The sequence below is a fragment of the Paenibacillus sp. NRS-1760 genome (assembly GCF_050467785.1).
GTDB lineage: Bacteria > Bacillota > Bacilli > Paenibacillales > Paenibacillaceae > Pristimantibacillus.
Map to the genome: position 1 here is coordinate 526,825 of NZ_JBITPK010000013.1, position 15,907 is coordinate 542,731.

The following is a 15,907-nucleotide window of genomic DNA, read 5'->3' on the forward strand; positions in this document are numbered from 1 at the left end:
GGCAAAACGACACATTTCACAAGCTATAACTATGGTTCATATATGAATGGAGATAAAGACAAATGAGTTTGTTAACAGTTGAGCAATTATCACATACGTTCGGAGATCGTGTGCTTTTTAAAAATGTTGCCTTCCGTTTGTTGGATGGAGAGCATGTTGGCCTAGTCGGTGCGAATGGTACAGGCAAGTCAACACTGATGAATATTTTAACAGGCAAACTGTTGAAGGATGAAGGAAAGGTCGAATGGACACCGCGTGTTCGTTACGGCTACTTGGATCAACATACGAAGCTTGAAGCAGGTAAAACGATCCGTGATGTACTGAAGGATGCTTTTTTACCTTTGCTGCTATTGGAAGAAGAGCTAAATAACATTGCAGCTCAAATGGGCGATGCAGATTCAGATAAATTAGATGAGCTGCTTACACGTATGGGTGAGATTCAGGAAGAGCTGGAGATCGGCGATTTCTATTTAATTGATGTAAAAGTAGATGAGATGGCAAACGGGCTAGGTCTGAATGCGATTGGACTTGATCGTGATGTTACTGCACTTAGCGGCGGTCAGCGGACAAAGGTACTGCTAGCGAAGCTGCTTCTTGAAAAACCAGGTGTTCTACTGCTCGATGAGCCTACGAACTATTTGGATGAAGAGCATATCAATTGGCTAACTAACTATTTAAAAAACTACCCGCATGCGTTTGTTCTTATTTCACATGAAACGAGCTTTATGAATCAAGTGGTCAACGTGATTTACCATCTTGAATTTACGAAGCTGACACGCTATTCGGCCAATTATGATAAATTTCTTGAAATGGCTGATCTGAACAAGGCGCAGCACATCGATGCATACGAGAAACAAAAGGATTTTATTAAGAAGCAAGAGGATTTTATTCAGAAAAACAAAGCACGCGCTTCAACATCAGGACGTGCCAAAAGCCGTGAGAAGCAGCTTGATCGTATTGATCGTATTGATAAACCGGAAGAAGCGGCAAAACCAACGTTTAACTTTAAAGAATCGAGAACGAGCGGTAAGACTGTATTTGAAGCAGAAGGCATGGTCATTGGCTACAATAAACCTCTGCTGCCAAAAATGGACATGGTCATTGAACGTGGTGATAAGATTGCTATCGTAGGATGCAACGGCGTTGGTAAATCTACACTACTCAAAACCATTTTAGGCGTAATTCCAGCGCTTGACGGCAAAACCTATCTGGGCGATTATTTAAATCCTGCTTACTTTGAGCAAGAAGCAAAAGCTCCGACGATGACGCCGCTTGAGGATGTATGGGATGAGTTCTCCTTCATGACCCAATCAGAGGTTCGGGGTGCCCTTGCACGCTGTGGCTTGAAAAATGAACATATTACACGTTCGCTTAACCAGCTCAGCGGCGGCGAGCAAGCGAAGGTTCGTCTATGCAAGCTTATGATGCGCGAGAGCAACTGGATTCTGTTCGATGAGCCGACGAACCATTTGGACGTTGTGGCTAAAGCGGAATTGAAGCGTGCTCTTAAGGCTTATAAAGGAACTGTCGTGCTTGTATCTCATGAACCGGAATTTTACGAGGATATGGCTACCAAAACATGGGATGTAGAAGCCTGGTCGATGCAAAACTAGGAGTGGTTTTAGCTTAATATCCTTAATCTTCGTGAAGATAAACACCTTCCGTGGCAATTGCCGGTCTACTCTTCTTGTAGATCGGCTTGCTTGCATTTGTGATAGGTCTTCATTATGATAAATTTAACCGTATTTATAGAAGAAGATATGGTTGATTAACGGCATTAATATTATTTACAACTGGAAGCAGGTGAACCTCTAGAATGAAAGAACGTATTCTAGTCGTCGAAGATGAAGCGGGTATTTCCCGAATTTTACAACTTGAGCTTGAGCATGAGGGGTATACCGTAGGGACTGCCGCTGATGGCAGAACCGGATATGAAATGGCTTCGACAGGTGAATGGGAGCTTGTATTGCTCGATGTCATGTTGCCTGAGATGAGCGGAATTGAAGTTCTGCGATTACTGCGACAAGCAGGAAATCCTGTACCTATTATATTGTTGACTGCACGCGACACCGTACCGGATAAAGTAAGCGGATTCGAGCATGGAGCAAATGATTATATTACTAAGCCGTTCGCAATGGAGGAGCTGCTGGCGCGGGTTCGCAATATTTTGCGTATATTCCAGCAGTATCCGAAGGAAGCGGAAGGATCCGACATGATCAAGGTTGGCGACTTAACGATCGAGCTGCGCACGCGTAAAGTATATCGCAAAGATATTTTGATCGAGCTAACGCCGCGTGAATTCGAGCTGCTCGTATATCTTGTGGAAAACAAAAATGATGAGAAATCGCGTGAAGATATTTTATCCGAAGTTTGGGGATATGATTTTATCGGTGAAACAAATTTAGTAGATGTTTATATCCGTTATCTGCGTCAGAAGTTGGACAAGGGTTATCGTCATAAGCTTATTCATACGGTTCGAGGAGTAGGTTATATGATAAAGGAGCCCGATGCATGACACTCCGCAAACGGTTTACGCTTTTCACCATTTTTTGGCTTATATTTATTTTGATTCTATTTAATATTTTTGTGTATTTCTATGTGATCAAAATAACGACTGAAAGTGAAGAAGAGGTCATTGCGAATAAGGTGAATCTCATGCTTGAGAATCCCCGAATTCAGAGCGGCCGAGGATTAAACTATCCGGAGCTGCTCAATGAGTATTACAACGTAAACGAAATGATTCGCATCATTGCGCCTAATAACCGGGTTGTAAATATAACAGGAACGGATGAGCTGCTGCAGCAGCTGCCAGCGACCTTTGAGGTGCATCACCATACGGGGATGATCACGAAGGGCGGAGAACGAATTTTGTTCATGCGAGTTCCGCTATATGACGGCAATCGTGTCATTGCAATGCTTGAGATTAATCGAATACTAGATGAGTTGGACAATTATTTGCAGGTGCTGGTCGCAGCGTTAAGCGTCACGAGCGGCGGTGCCATTTTGTTTGCCATATTCGGAACGTATTGGTTTACTTCAAGACTAACGGCGCCCATACAGCAAATGGTTAATACGATGCGAGAAATTGACCGAAGCGGGAAGCTTAGACAAATTGAGCTTAGCAACCGCGAGGAATCTGCTGAGCTTTTGCAGCTCGTTCGTGCGTTTAATCAAATGATTGAACGACTTGACCGCACATTTGCTAAGCAGAAGCAATTCGTAGCAGATGCTTCTCATGAGCTCAAAACCCCTCTAACTGTTATCAGCAGCTATGCTGGTATGTTAAAGCGTTGGGGACGTGACGATGAGAGTTTGCGCAATGAAGCAATTGAAGCAATCGATAAAGAAGCAAATCGTCTGCAAAACTTAACAAAATCCATGCTTATGCTTGCTGAGGCGGAGCAGGAGGACTGGCTGAAGCAGGAGCTGTTTGACGTTGTTCAAGTGGTTGATGAGCTAGCAACGATGCTGCAAACGACGTTCGGCAGACCGATTCGAGTGAAAGCGATGTCCAAGGCGGTTCGGATGGTTGGAGACAAGGACAAAATCAGGCAGCTTCTCGTCATTTTGCTTGATAACGCGATTAAATACTCGAAGGACCCGATCGATATTACGATTACACTCGTTAGACATATCGTGAAAATCGAGGTCAAGGATAAAGGAATGGGCATTCCAGAAAACGAAATTCCGCATCTATTCGAGCGCTTCTATCGTGTTGATGGAGCTAGAAGCCGCACAACAGGCGGAGTGGGTCTCGGCTTGTCCATCGCCAAACGAATTATTGATTTGCATGAAGGAAAGGTAGATGTGTTTAGTCTGCCGGATTTAGGCACGACGATTACTTTGCAATTTAAACAGCGCAAACAATAACGATACGATTGGAGGATTTAACAAATGAAGTTTCGTACGGCAGCCGTTCAGTATAAGCTTGCTGATATTAATTCGTTCGAGCAATTCGCAGAGCAAGTAACACATTATGTTCGCAATGCCTCGGAATACGGGGCACAATTTATTTTGTTTCCTGAGTTTCTGACAACCCAATTGATGTCCATTGGAGATGAGCAGGGCGTAGCGCTTCCTATTGATCGACTTCCTGAATTCACGGAGGATTATCTTGCTCTCTTTCGCTCACTTGCTGCTGAATATGAGGTTTACATTGTTGGAGGCACCCATGTGATAAAACAATCGGATGGAAGTTTGCGCAATGCTGCGCATCTCTTTCATCCCGATGGGAAAATTGACGTTCAGCATAAAATCCACATTACGCCACCAGAAGTAGAAGGCTGGAATATGTCGGCAGGTGAAGGTCTTGAGGTATTCGAGACCGCATATGGTACCATCGCGATGCTTACTTGCTACGATATTGAATTTCCTGAAATCGTTCGAATGGCTCGCGCTAAAGGTGCGGATGTCATTTTCTGTCCATCGTGCACAGATGATCGTCATGGATTCTATCGCGTAAGATACTGCTGCCATGCTAGAGCTGTTGAGAATCAGGTATACATTGTAACGACGGGTACAGTTGGCTCTCTTCGTAAAGTTGATCTGATGCGTGCAAATTTTGGTCAAGCTGCTATTATTGCTCCGAACGATATTCCATTCCCGCCAGCCGGTATATTAAGCGAAGGCATCATCAATGATGATATGCTCGTCGTGGCTGATCTTGACTTATCTTTGCTTGAGGAAGTCAGGCTGAAGGGTTCTGTTACGACGTGGCGTGACCGCCGCACCGATTTGTATACCGATTGGACTTGATTTTTATCTTGTTTAGCGAAGAAAGGGGGAGACAGTGATGCGTAAGGAGCTGTTCTTGTTCATCGATGGAAAACCGCAAAAAGCAGTCATTCGTAATTACAAACCAGCAGATTTTGATGGATTGATTGAAGTTCAGCGGCTAAGCTTTCCCCCACCTTACCCACAGGAGCTTTGGTGGAACAAAGAACAATTAACTGAACATGTGAACCGATTCCCTGAAGGTGCCTTATGCGCAGAGGTTGATGGAATGATCATTGGCTCCATGACCGGAGTAACCATCGATATGAAAGACTATGGCCATGCACATAATTGGGAAACGATTTCTGACAGTGGTTATATTCGCAATCATAATATAAACGGGGACACTCTGTATGTAATAGACCTTTGTGTCATACCAGAGTTCCGAAAATCTGGCATTGGCAAATGGCTCATGCAATCGATGTATGAAACGGTTGTTCAGCTGGGACTTATGAGATTGCTTGGGGGCGGTCGCATGCCCGGTTATGGGGCGCTAATACAAGAGATGACGCCAGAAGCTTATTTGGAAAAAGTACTATCTGGAGAATACAAAGACCCTGTCATTACTTTTTTGCTTAGATGCGGACGGATGCCGATTGGGGTTGCTCTTGACTACTTGGATGATGAGCAATCGGGTAACTGCGCTGCAATCATGGAGTGGCGTAATCCATTTAAATAAGGAGATGTACATATATGCTAACCTATCATCGAATCGTAAGCATTGAGGACAAATATTTTGAACCATTACATAAGCTTCTTCAAACGATTTTCCCGCCTGAGGAAGTTCTTGCTTATGAGCTTTGGCGCGAGCCGCTTGAAGACCCAACCATTCATGTATATGTTGCATTGCATGAGGGGGAAGTCGTAGGTTCAACGGAATATCGTTATTATCCAGAGCTGCGCGTTGCTATGACTGATTTTACGATTATCGGAAAACCATCACTTGGCATCGGTCGGTTTCTACTCCGCAATCGAGAACAAGATTTGCAGAAGCTAGCTGATCAGTCAGGTACTGTCTCGCTTGGCATGTTTGCTGAGGTATACGACCCTTATCGCGCAGGTGAGCATGCATTTGGCGGAGTTTCACCTATGAATCCGTTCGTGCGTCGCGAAGTGCTGTCACATATCGGCTATAAGCGAATCGTTTTTCCTTATGTTCATCCTTCTTGGGACCATGAAGGCCAAGCTGTTGCTGAACTGGACTTATGTTTCCTTCCGAAAAATGAAGAGCAAACAACGATTGATGCAGCTCTAATCGCCTCATTCTTAGAAGGCTATTATGCCGCATTGCCAAACAAGCCGGAACAATGGCTTCAAATGATGGAACAAATCCGTGCATCGGAGTCGTTTGAGCTGCTACCGCTATGACGAAGCTGATTTTTAGGGGAACTGGGGATTCCATGAGTGTGCCTCGCATTTATTGTGAATGCGAGGTTTGTGAGGAAGCGCGGGACACACAGGAAAACCGTCGTTATAGATCGTCGCTGCAGCTGGAGGATCAAGAAGCTGGAACGGTGTGGATTGACTGTGGGTCGGACTTCGCAAAACAATTAGAGATGGCCTCACTGCGTGAGATCGACACACTGCTCATTACACATGCTCATTTTGACCATATCGGTGGATTGGTGGAGTGGGCAGACGCTTGTCGCTGGACGAAAAAAAGAGGTCAAGCTTACGCGCCCACTGAAGTCATTAAAGAAATATTAGATCGTTTTCCTTGGCTAAATCGGCAGATTGAGTTCCATTCATTTGACACTCCTATTATGCTCGGCAAATGGCGAGCATATAGCTGGCGAGTCAATCATGGGAAAAACGGCTATGCTTATGCATTTCGCTTCGAACATTCGGAGACAAATTGCAAATGGGTATATTGCTCTGATTCGATCGGCATGACGGATGAGCAGCAGCAACATTTGGCTGATCTTGATTTGCTTGTACTAGGAACAAGCTTTTACGAAGAGCCTTTTGCTTATGAAACTCGTTCGGTCTATGATGTTGTTGAAGCTATCGAGCTTATCCAGAAGTGGAAGCCCAAACAAACCTTTCTCACACATATGTCGCATGATATTGATCTTCGGAGAGATTATAAGCTGCCCGATCACCTTCAATTTGCACGAACGGGCATGTCCATTTCTTTATAGCATTAAACAGTAGATTAAGTCTTGCTTGACAAGCTGCTTGTCTTTTATGTACATTAATTAAGAATCCTATTTTGGATTATCTTTTAACATGATGCTTAAAGGGGAAATTTTAATGTTTGCTGGTGTCCATAACTCATAAATTGGATAGAGTCAGATGAACGTTGGTCTTGCGACGATTCCCAGTGTGAATTCACTGAGATGCAAGGCTCTATTTCGTGATCTGACGCCAAGAGTTCTGGACATGAGGATTTCCGCCTGAAGCAATTCGACAGCGGCCCAATCACCGTGCTCTCGCAGCACGGTTTTTTTATATCCATTTTCATGTTAACGATTTTGTTAGCGGTGGAAGTGGTATTGGAGCATTTGTCGATCAAAGACAGGAATGGAACGCGCCCGCGTTCTGTTTCTGTCTTTTTTTTTACTCAAAATAGAGGAGGCCATACAGATGAATGAAGCATCTTGGCGAAGATTAGAATTTGATAAGGTAAAAGCAAGCGTAGTGAGTAACACGATTTCACCTGCAGGACGATTGTTGGCTGAAAGGCTTGAACCAAGCACGAAGCAGCGGCAAGTTGAAGCGTGGCTGCAAGAAACGTACGAGGCTGCTGAACTTCTCGGAAGCGGAGCAAGCATTCCATTATCCGCAATGGACGGAATTGATTCGTTTCTGTCACTGCTCGGCAAAGGTAGAATTTATAATGAGCAGGAACTAGAGCAGTTGTCGGTATGGTTAACCTCTGTTGTGCAAATGAAAAAGTACATGTTCAGCAAACGTGAGATTGCGCCAACGATTTCCGCTTATGCGGAATCTATGTACGATTGCCCCGTACTTAGGGACGAACTAAAACGTTGTATTCGTTACGGCCAGCTAACCGATCAAGCTAGTCCTGATCTTGCCTACATCCGCAGACATATCTATGCAGCGGAGGACAAAATCCAGAAAAAAATGGAAAATGCGCTTAATAAGTATCGTACATCTCTGCAAGAGCCGGTCATCAGCAAGCGCCATGATCGATTTGTTATTGCAGTAAAGCGAGAGCATCGCAAGCAGGTGCCAGGGACAGTGTGGGATGAATCTGCTAGTGGTCAGACCTTGTTCGTTGAGCCATTAGACGCATCAGAGCTTCAGGTGGAGCTGCAGCAGTGGAAGGCGGATGAGGAGCGGGAGCGCACCATTATATTATCCCGATTGTCTGAATATACCGAGTCGTTCTCCTTTGAGCTATTTCGTAATGTAGAAGCCATGGCTTCATTTGACTTTATTACGGCAAGAGCGAAGCTGTCTAGGTCGTATAACGGTAAAAAAATTGAGTTATCCGATCAGCCAGTTGTAAGACTCGTCGGTGCACGCCATCCACTGCTAGGACAACATAGCGTACCGCTTCATGTGGAGCTCGGATACAAATGGAAGCAGTTAATTATTACTGGGCCGAATACAGGTGGGAAAACGGTAACTTTAAAAACCATTGGATTATTCGTACTGATGATCCAATCGGGCCTGCTGGTTCCAGCTGAGCTGGGGAGTGAAATCGGCGTATTCCAGCACGTTATTGCCGATGTTGGAGATGGACAAAGTTTGGAACAATCACTGAGTACATTTTCATCTCATATCACCGTTCTTAAGGATATGCTTCAAGCGGCTGGTCCGAGGGCACTGCTTCTGCTTGATGAATTGGCAGCGGGTACCGATCCATCAGAAGGGATAGCGCTCTCTATTGCACTATTAGAACAACTGTTGAAAAAAGGAGCATTAGCAGGGGCAACGACTCATTTTAATGAAATTAAAGCTTTTGCTGCCCGCACCCCTGGATGTCAAAATGGGAAAATGGCATTTGATGCGGAAACGTTAAAGCCGCTTTATCGCTTAGAGATGGGGGAAGCAGGCGAGAGTCACGCATTCGCGATAGCAAGGCGCTTTGGTCTGCCAGAAGAGGTGATGCAGCGTGCAGAACATCTGCTTGTGCGGAAAGTAGATCCGTCTCATGAAACACGCACAAGTGAGCAATCAAGAAATGAAAAGGAAGCTCAGAAAACCTCATCTTCAGCAGCAGCAGATTTTATTAACAAAAATTTAAAAAATGCTGATGAAACGAAAGCACAGAACCCGAAAGAAGCAAAAAAACCTTTTGAGAAAGGTGATGCAGTATGGATCTATCCTCTAAATAAAATGGGTGTAGTATATCGGCCTGCAGATGAACGAGGAAATGTGATTGTCCAAATTCAAGGGCAAAAGCTCACGTTCAATCATAAACGGTTGAAGCTGTATATCGCCAAAACGAAGCTTTACCCGGGTCAAAATGAGGAGTATGATCTCGATATTGTATTTGAATCAAAGGAGAATAGAAAAGCCCGCAAGCTGATGAATCGCAAGCATGTAGAAGGCTTAGAAATTGTTACAAAAGAGGATGAGCTTATCTAAAGGATTAATCTTGAAAAAACAAAGACCCGACAGGAGGATTAGTTACCTCGGTTGGGTCTTTTGTTGAAATCGTTAGTCACGACTTTGGATGACTAACAACAAGCCTTTTCTTATGGAGATGGTTCCAGTAGATGATACAAGGACATTGCTAATCCCGAGAGATTGACCAATCGTTAGCTCGGCGTCAGTCAGCGGATATTGAAAACCATCAAGCGTAATTCCTTCTACTTTTAACGACAGCGGAAGCAATGAAACGTTCGGATATCCTTGCTGCTCAATGTTTAATTGCTCGCTAATCAAAGAAATTTTATTATGGTCATCAATGATCGTCATTTTCACCTGTTGCTGGGAAGAAAGCGCGAGCAGGTGGACATTAGCTAGGGAGTGATCAAATCTAGTGCCCAGCGCTCCAAGTAAAATGATTTCAGTAGGCTGCAAGTCCAAGGCGAGACGTATGGCCATTTCCGTATCGGTGTAGTTTTTGTCGATGGGGTCACAAGCTATCGTTTGACCGCTATTTTCACGAATTTCTAACAAATCTTCTTCTGATACGGAATCAAAGTCTCCGATCGAAATATCTGGTCTTCGTCCGTTCTTAATGAGGAAGCGAGCACCGCTGTCTGCTCCAATCAGGAGATCATCGGGCTTTATATGTGCAAGTGCCCAGGCGCCAAGCTGGCCGCCCGTGCATATTACGATGCGAAGTTGCATGATGAATTTTCCTTTCTTTTTGGCGAAATCTAATGTAATTCACTCCAGTATAATGCCTTTTGTTCTATAAAAACTAGAGGAGTGGAATAACTGTATGGATAAACGGATGAAATTCACGAAATTTGTCGTTGCGAATCCACATCCTCCCAGCTAAAATGATGAATGAAAGTACCGATGCAGTGATCGGTTCATGTACGGGAAGCGAGGAGCATTTGCTGTGAGTATGGACATTTTTGGTATTTTTAGCATTATCGGAACAATTGCCTTTGCAGTCAGCGGAGCGATTGTCGCTATGGAGGAAGAATACGATATACTAGGTGTGTTCGTGCTTGGACTTGTCACAGCATTTGGCGGCGGTGTCGTGCGTAATCTGTTGATAGGTATGCCAGTTACATCGCTTTGGAATCAAGGATACCTGCTCAAAATAGCTATCATTGCCATGACGATTGCTTTTCTATTGCCTGTTGACTGGATTCAGCGCTGGCGACGGAGCGAGGCGTTTTTTGACGCGATTGGATTATCAGCCTTTGCTATTCAAGGAGCGCTGTATGCAACGCAAATGAAGCATCCGCTTAGTGCAGTCCTTGTTGCAGCCATGCTGACAGGAATTGGCGGCGGAATCATTCGCGATGTGCTGGCTGGCCGCAAGCCGCTTGTGCTAAAAGATGAAATTTATGCTGTATGGGCCATGCTTGCAGGTCTCGCGATTGGACTTGGTTGGATAAAATCAACCTTGGAGCTCTTGGTTTTATTCGTTATTATTATTAGCTTCCGGATGCTATCTGTCTATTTCAAGTGGAAGCTGCCAAGACGCACGTTACATATTCATACTTCTAATGAACAGCAGAAAAGAGGAACATCATGAAAGCTCGTATTTTATTTGTTTGTCTCGGAAACATATGCAGGTCCCCAATGGCTGAAGCCGTTATGCGCCATCAGGTAGAGCAAGCAAAATTGACAGATCAAATTATGGTTGATTCCGCAGGAACCGGTGACTGGCATTTGGGTCATCCGCCGCATGAGGGCACGAGAGATCAGCTGGATCAGCACCAAATTTCACATCAGGGTATGAAAGCTCGGTTAGTTACGCCTGATGACTACAAAACGTTTGATTATATCGTATGTATGGACACAAACAATTTACGAGATGTACGCAAGCTGTTTTTTGGAGAAGGTAAAGCTACAGAAGAGGAAACCAAACGATTGTTTACTTTTATGGAGCTGCTGCCTGCGAAAGGAATAGCCGATGTGCCTGATCCTTATTATGAAAATAATTTTCCGTTTGTTTATGAATTAGTCGACAGCGGATGCAAGGAGCTTCTTAAACGGATAAAAGCAGATTTGCAATTAAATGAATAAATTCATTAAAAAAGCTGTCCAGCACTCCCGAAAGGAGCCTGCTGGACAGCTTTGCTTTTGATTATTCAACCTCAATGAAATAGGCGAGAGCTTTATCAAGCTCTTTTTGCCAAAAACCCCATTGATGCTTGCCGTCTTTTTCTTCATAGAAGACAGTAGCTTGATTAAGTTCAAGCAGCGCCTTGGCGTTGCGATTCAAAGCTACAAAATCAAATACGCCACGGTCCGTTTCATATGCATCCTCTTGCAGACCAACAATCATATAAATATTGAGCCAGCTAAGGTCTCCTGCTGCGGAAATGATGTTTTGGGATACGCCATAAAAAGCACCTGATAAGGACATGACGCGTGTAAATAGCTGCGGGTAGGAGAGAGCTAAATGCAAGGAAACGGAGCCGCCGAGTGAATCGCCTGCCAATAATCGATGCTCTGGTTCTTGTCTTACCGCATAACGTTCCTCAACAAACGGAATGAGCTCTTCCGCGAAAAACCGAATGTATGCCTCGTGCCGATTGCCATCTGGCGTGTATTCCTCCGTACGCTGCTTTTTGTCGACATCAACACCTACAATAATGAAGGGCTCAAGTCCCTCATCCAAAATCAATCGCGTCGCTGTAGTAGCAATTCGCCCAAAGTTGAAAAAATCTTCGCCATCCTGGCAATAGACGACCGGGTAGCTAAGCACCTCGTTATAACCTGGCGGCAAAAAGATACGTAAATTGCGGCTTTGTTCAGCCAAATATCGGCTTGGCACGGTTTCCTTTACTATTGTTCTCTTCAAATATCGCTCATCTGTCATTTCTTTCTCTCCTATCGGTTGAATTTATTGAATGGAAAACATCTGTTGTGGGTAAACAATAGAAAGACAATCAAAGGAATCACATCTATTTCTGTCTTGTTGTATTATGCTGTTATACTAATAAATAAAGTCTGTAGCATATACAATTTCTTAAAAGAATGATGAGAATCAGCGAAAAAACAACGGTTTTTGTGTTTTTTGCTTTGACCATTTTCATTAAACAGGTTTATAATAATTCTATAACAGAGGTAAACGATTTTCAAATATTTCGATTGAGGTGAGCGATCAAAATGAGCAAATTGCCATACGAAGTTCAAACGGAACCGGTAACTCCGCTATCTGTCTTGTCACTCGACGGGGAAGTTGTTAACCCGGACTTATTGCCGGCTTTGTCTGATGATCAATTAAAAGAAGTTATGTACCGCATGGTATTTACTCGTACATGGGATGAGCGTGCTGTTAATTTAGGCCGTCAAGGAAGACTTGGCTTTTACGCTCCAGTATCAGGTCAAGAAGCATCAATGGTTGGCAGCGAATACGCGCTAAACAAAGATGATTTCATTTGCCCAGGATACCGTGATATGCCACAGCTTGTATGGCATGGTTTGCCATTATACCAAGCTTTCCTATATTCTCGCGGACACCAACAAGGTGGTCAAATTCCTGAGGATGTACATGTTCTAATGCCGCAAATCATTATTGGCGCACAAGTATTGCACGCAACTGGCGTAGCAATGGCATTTAAGAAAAAGAATGAAAAACGTGTAGCTATCACTTATACAGGCGACGGCGGTTCGTCAGAAGGCGATTTCTACGAAGGCATGAACTTCGCAGGCGCTTATAAGCTGCCTGTCATTTATGTTGTACAAAACAACGGATATGCTATTACTACACCGTACTCCAAGCAAACAGGTGCTTTGTCTGTTGCACATAAAGCTGTTGCTGCTGGTATCAAGGGTGTTCAAGTAGATGGTATGGACGTACTTGCTGTTATCAAAGCTGTTCAAGAAGCAGCAGAGCGCGGCCGCAATGGCGAAGGCGCAACATTGATTGAGCTTCTAACTTACCGTTTCCGTCCGCATTCCTTGGCGGATGATACGACTAAATACCGTACAAAAGATGAAGAAGCAGAATGGGCTTTAAAAGATCCGCTTGTTCGTTTCGGTAAATATCTAGAGAAAAAAGGCTTGTGGACTGAAGAAGACACAAACCGTGTGAAAGATGAAGCAAAAGCAACTGTAACTGAGCACATCAAAAAAGCTGAAGCAGTTGAAAAAATGACTGTAGCAGGCTTGATCGATAGCATGTTCGAAACAACACCGCAATACTTGGAAGAGCAAAAGGACGATTTTCAATAGAAGAGGAGGATCAGACGATCATGGCTCAAATGAATATGTTGGAAGCAATTCGCGATGCGATGCGCGTAGAACTTAAACGTGATTCGAACGTTGTCATCTTTGGTGAGGACGTAGGTAAAGTCGGCGGAGTATTCCGTGTGACAGAAGGTTTACAGGATGAGTTTGGTGAAGATCGCGTATTTGATACGCCTCTTGCTGAGTCAGCTCTTGCAGGTATGGCAGTTGGTATGGGGTTGCAAGGCTTCCGTCCAATCGCTGAAATTCAATTCGTAGGTTTTATTTATGAAGCGCTTGACCAAATGTTTGTCCAAGCTGCTCGTATGCGTTACCGCTCTGGAGGTCGCTACAACTCACCAATCGTATTCCGTACACCATTTGGCGGCGGCGTTAAAGCGGCTGAGCTGCATACGGATTCCCTTGAAGGTCTTGCTATTCAAACGCCGGGTATCAAGGTAGTCATTCCTTCAAACCCTTATGATGCAAAAGGCTTGATGATTTCTGCAATCCGTGAGAATGATCCTGTATTTTTTATGGAGCACTTGAACTTGTACCGTGCGTTCAAGGCTGAAGTTCCTGAAGGTGAATATACAGTTGAGATCGGCAAAGCAAATGTTGTTCGCGAAGGCAGTGACGTAACGATCATTTCTTATGGTCTTATGGTTCACACAGCAGTCAAAGCAGCAGAAGAACTTGAAAAAACAGGCGTGAGTGTAGAAGTTATCGATCTTCGCACACTGCTTCCGCTTGATATAGATACTATCGTTGCTTCAATTAAGAAAACAAACCGTGCTATTGTCGTTCAAGAAGCACAAAAAACTTCTGGCGCAGCAGCTGAAATCATTGCTCAAATCAATGAAAAAGCTATTCTGCACTTAGAAGCTCCAGTACTACGCGTTGCTGGTCCGGATACTGTATATCCGTTTGCTCTAGTTGAGGATGCGTGGCTTCCTACGGTAGCACGTATTTCTGCAGCAGTTAACAAAGTACTGAACTTTTAAAGGAGGTTAAAGCGGTGGCTAAATTCGAATATCGTTTCCCAGAGCTCGGCGAAGGTTTGCACGAAGGCGAAATCATTAAAGTGCATATCAAAGTCGGAGACACGGTTACAGATGATGACATTATTATGGAAGTTCAAAACGATAAAGCGATCGTCGAAGTGCCTTGCCCAGTAAATGGTAAAGTACTCGAAGTACTCGTAAAAGACGGACAAGTTTGCCACATTGGCGAGGTTGTTGCAATCATTGATGCAGAAGGCGAATTGCCAGAGCAAGCTGAACCAGCAGCAGCTGAAGCACCTAAAGCAGAAGCTCCTGCAGCGGCGGCAGCACCAGCAGTTGAGGCACCTAATGCTGAAGCTCTTGCAGCACAAGCAGCAGCTGCTCCTAAAGCAACTGGCGGTCTTGTACTAGCAACACCTAGCGTTCGTAAATTTGCACGCGAGCAAGGCGTAGACCTAACACAAGTAGGCGGAACTGGCAAAAACGGACGTATCACTCGTGATGACGTAACTGGTTTTGGCGGCGCTCCTGCTGTTGCAGCTACAGATGCATCTGTAGCTGCAGCTGAACAATCAAGCAACGCAGAAGTTGCAGCTAAAGGTGCTGGCGAAGCTAAACCTGCTGCAGTATCGGCTGGAACACCGTACCGTCCGGAAGAGCGCGTACCATTCAAAGGTATTCGCAAAATCATTGCTAACGCAATGTCGAAATCGGTTTATACAGCTCCACATGTTACGATCATGGATGAAGTTGATGTAACGGAGCTAGTAGCACTTCGTGCTAAATATAAACCTTATGCTGAGAAAAAAGGCTCCAAGCTTACGTACTTGCCGTTCATCGTGAAAGCTCTTGTGGCAGCATGCCGCGAGTTCCCTATCTTGAACGCAACGCTTGATGAGGCTAATCAAGAAATCGTTCTTCGCAAATTCTACAATATCGGTATCGCTACAGATACAGATAACGGCCTAATCGTGCCGGTTATTGAAGATGCAGATCGTAAAAACCTATTCAAAATTGCTGACTCGATCCGTGATCTAGCTGCTCGCGGCCGTGACGGTAAACTTGCTGCCAACGAGCTTAAAGGCAGCACAATCTCGATTTCCAACATTGGTTCCGCTGGCGGTATGTTCTTCACTCCAGTTATCAACTTCCCAGAAGTTGCAATTCTTGGAACAGGCAGAATTACTGAAAAAGCAATTGTTCGCAATGGTGAAATCGTAGCTGCTCCTGTAATGGCTCTTTCACTTAGCTTCGATCACCGTCTTATCGACGGCGCAACAGCTCAAAACTTTATGAATTACATCAAAACACTTCTGGGTCAACCAGAACTGTTCATAATGGAGGTATAA

15 protein-coding genes are annotated in these 15,907 nt (G+C 44.4%); 13 read left to right on the forward strand and 2 right to left on the reverse strand.

Annotation, left to right across the window (positions count from 1 at the left end):
- Positions 1–62: 62 nt before the first annotated feature.
- From ACIFSR_RS17965 to ACIFSR_RS18000, 8 genes are all read left to right on the forward strand, one after another.
- A complete protein-coding gene (locus tag ACIFSR_RS17965; protein ID WP_339202673.1) occupies positions 63–1,613 on the forward strand; it encodes an ABC-F family ATP-binding cassette domain-containing protein in 1,551 nt (516 codons plus the stop codon).
- A gap of 203 nt (positions 1,614–1,816) precedes the next feature.
- A complete protein-coding gene (locus tag ACIFSR_RS17970; RefSeq protein ID WP_076265833.1) occupies positions 1,817–2,515 on the forward strand; it encodes a response regulator transcription factor in 699 nt (232 codons plus the stop codon).
- Entirely contained in the window at positions 2,512–3,870 is a 1,359-nt protein-coding gene (locus tag ACIFSR_RS17975) for a HAMP domain-containing sensor histidine kinase (RefSeq protein WP_076265834.1), read from the forward strand. The genes ACIFSR_RS17970 and ACIFSR_RS17975 overlap by 4 nt, the downstream gene beginning before the upstream one ends.
- Before the next feature lie 24 nt (positions 3,871–3,894).
- A complete protein-coding gene (locus ACIFSR_RS17980; protein WP_430058887.1) occupies positions 3,895–4,755 on the forward strand; it encodes a carbon-nitrogen hydrolase family protein in 861 nt (286 codons plus the stop codon).
- 37 nt (positions 4,756–4,792) lie between these two features.
- Complete coding sequence (locus ACIFSR_RS17985) at positions 4,793–5,452, forward strand: GNAT family N-acetyltransferase (protein WP_430058890.1); 660 nt, start codon at positions 4,793–4,795, stop codon at positions 5,450–5,452.
- Between the two features lie 14 nt (positions 5,453–5,466).
- Positions 5,467–6,141, forward strand: a complete 675-nt coding sequence (locus tag ACIFSR_RS17990) for a GNAT family N-acetyltransferase (protein ID WP_430058893.1) — start codon at positions 5,467–5,469, stop codon at positions 6,139–6,141.
- Positions 6,138–6,914, forward strand: a complete 777-nt coding sequence (locus ACIFSR_RS17995) for an MBL fold metallo-hydrolase (protein WP_430058896.1) — start codon at positions 6,138–6,140, stop codon at positions 6,912–6,914. Before ACIFSR_RS17990 ends, ACIFSR_RS17995 begins: the two co-directional genes overlap by 4 nt.
- 445 nt (positions 6,915–7,359) lie before the next feature.
- Positions 7,360–9,333 carry an endonuclease MutS2 gene (locus tag ACIFSR_RS18000; protein WP_430058899.1) on the forward strand — a complete coding sequence of 658 codons (1,974 nt, stop codon included), beginning with the start codon at positions 7,360–7,362 and terminating at the stop codon, positions 9,331–9,333.
- A 72-nt stretch (positions 9,334–9,405) separates the two neighbouring features.
- On the opposite strand, the gene ACIFSR_RS18005 is transcribed toward ACIFSR_RS18000, so the two are convergent.
- Positions 9,406–10,044, reverse strand: a complete 639-nt coding sequence (locus tag ACIFSR_RS18005) for a thiamine diphosphokinase (protein ID WP_430058901.1) — start codon at positions 10,042–10,044, stop codon at positions 9,406–9,408.
- Between the two features lie 223 nt (positions 10,045–10,267).
- Here ACIFSR_RS18005 and ACIFSR_RS18010 point away from each other — a divergent pair, with 223 nt between their 5' ends.
- A complete protein-coding gene (locus ACIFSR_RS18010; RefSeq protein ID WP_339209625.1) occupies positions 10,268–10,909 on the forward strand; it encodes a trimeric intracellular cation channel family protein in 642 nt (213 codons plus the stop codon).
- A complete protein-coding gene (locus ACIFSR_RS18015; RefSeq protein ID WP_339202663.1) occupies positions 10,906–11,403 on the forward strand; it encodes a low molecular weight protein-tyrosine-phosphatase in 498 nt (165 codons plus the stop codon). The genes ACIFSR_RS18010 and ACIFSR_RS18015 overlap by 4 nt, the downstream gene beginning before the upstream one ends.
- Positions 11,404–11,464: 61 nt before the next feature.
- On the opposite strand, the gene ACIFSR_RS18020 is transcribed toward ACIFSR_RS18015, so the two are convergent.
- Positions 11,465–12,202: an alpha/beta hydrolase gene (locus ACIFSR_RS18020; protein ID WP_339202661.1), complete on the reverse strand. Its 738-nt coding sequence runs from the start codon at positions 12,200–12,202 to the stop codon at positions 11,465–11,467.
- 290 nt (positions 12,203–12,492) lie between these two features.
- Here ACIFSR_RS18020 and pdhA point away from each other — a divergent pair, with 290 nt between their 5' ends.
- The 3 genes from pdhA to ACIFSR_RS18035 are packed head-to-tail and all read left to right on the forward strand — an operon-like array spanning position 12,493 to position 15,907.
- Positions 12,493–13,560, forward strand: coding sequence for a pyruvate dehydrogenase (acetyl-transferring) E1 component subunit alpha (gene pdhA, locus ACIFSR_RS18025; protein WP_339202659.1), 1,068 nt, complete (start codon positions 12,493–12,495; stop codon positions 13,558–13,560).
- 20 nt (positions 13,561–13,580) lie between these two features.
- Complete coding sequence (locus tag ACIFSR_RS18030) at positions 13,581–14,558, forward strand: alpha-ketoacid dehydrogenase subunit beta (RefSeq protein ID WP_339202658.1); 978 nt, start codon at positions 13,581–13,583, stop codon at positions 14,556–14,558.
- Between the two features lie 14 nt (positions 14,559–14,572).
- On the forward strand, positions 14,573–15,907 hold the full coding sequence (locus ACIFSR_RS18035; protein ID WP_430058906.1) for a dihydrolipoamide acetyltransferase family protein: 1,335 nt from the start codon (positions 14,573–14,575) through the stop codon (positions 15,905–15,907).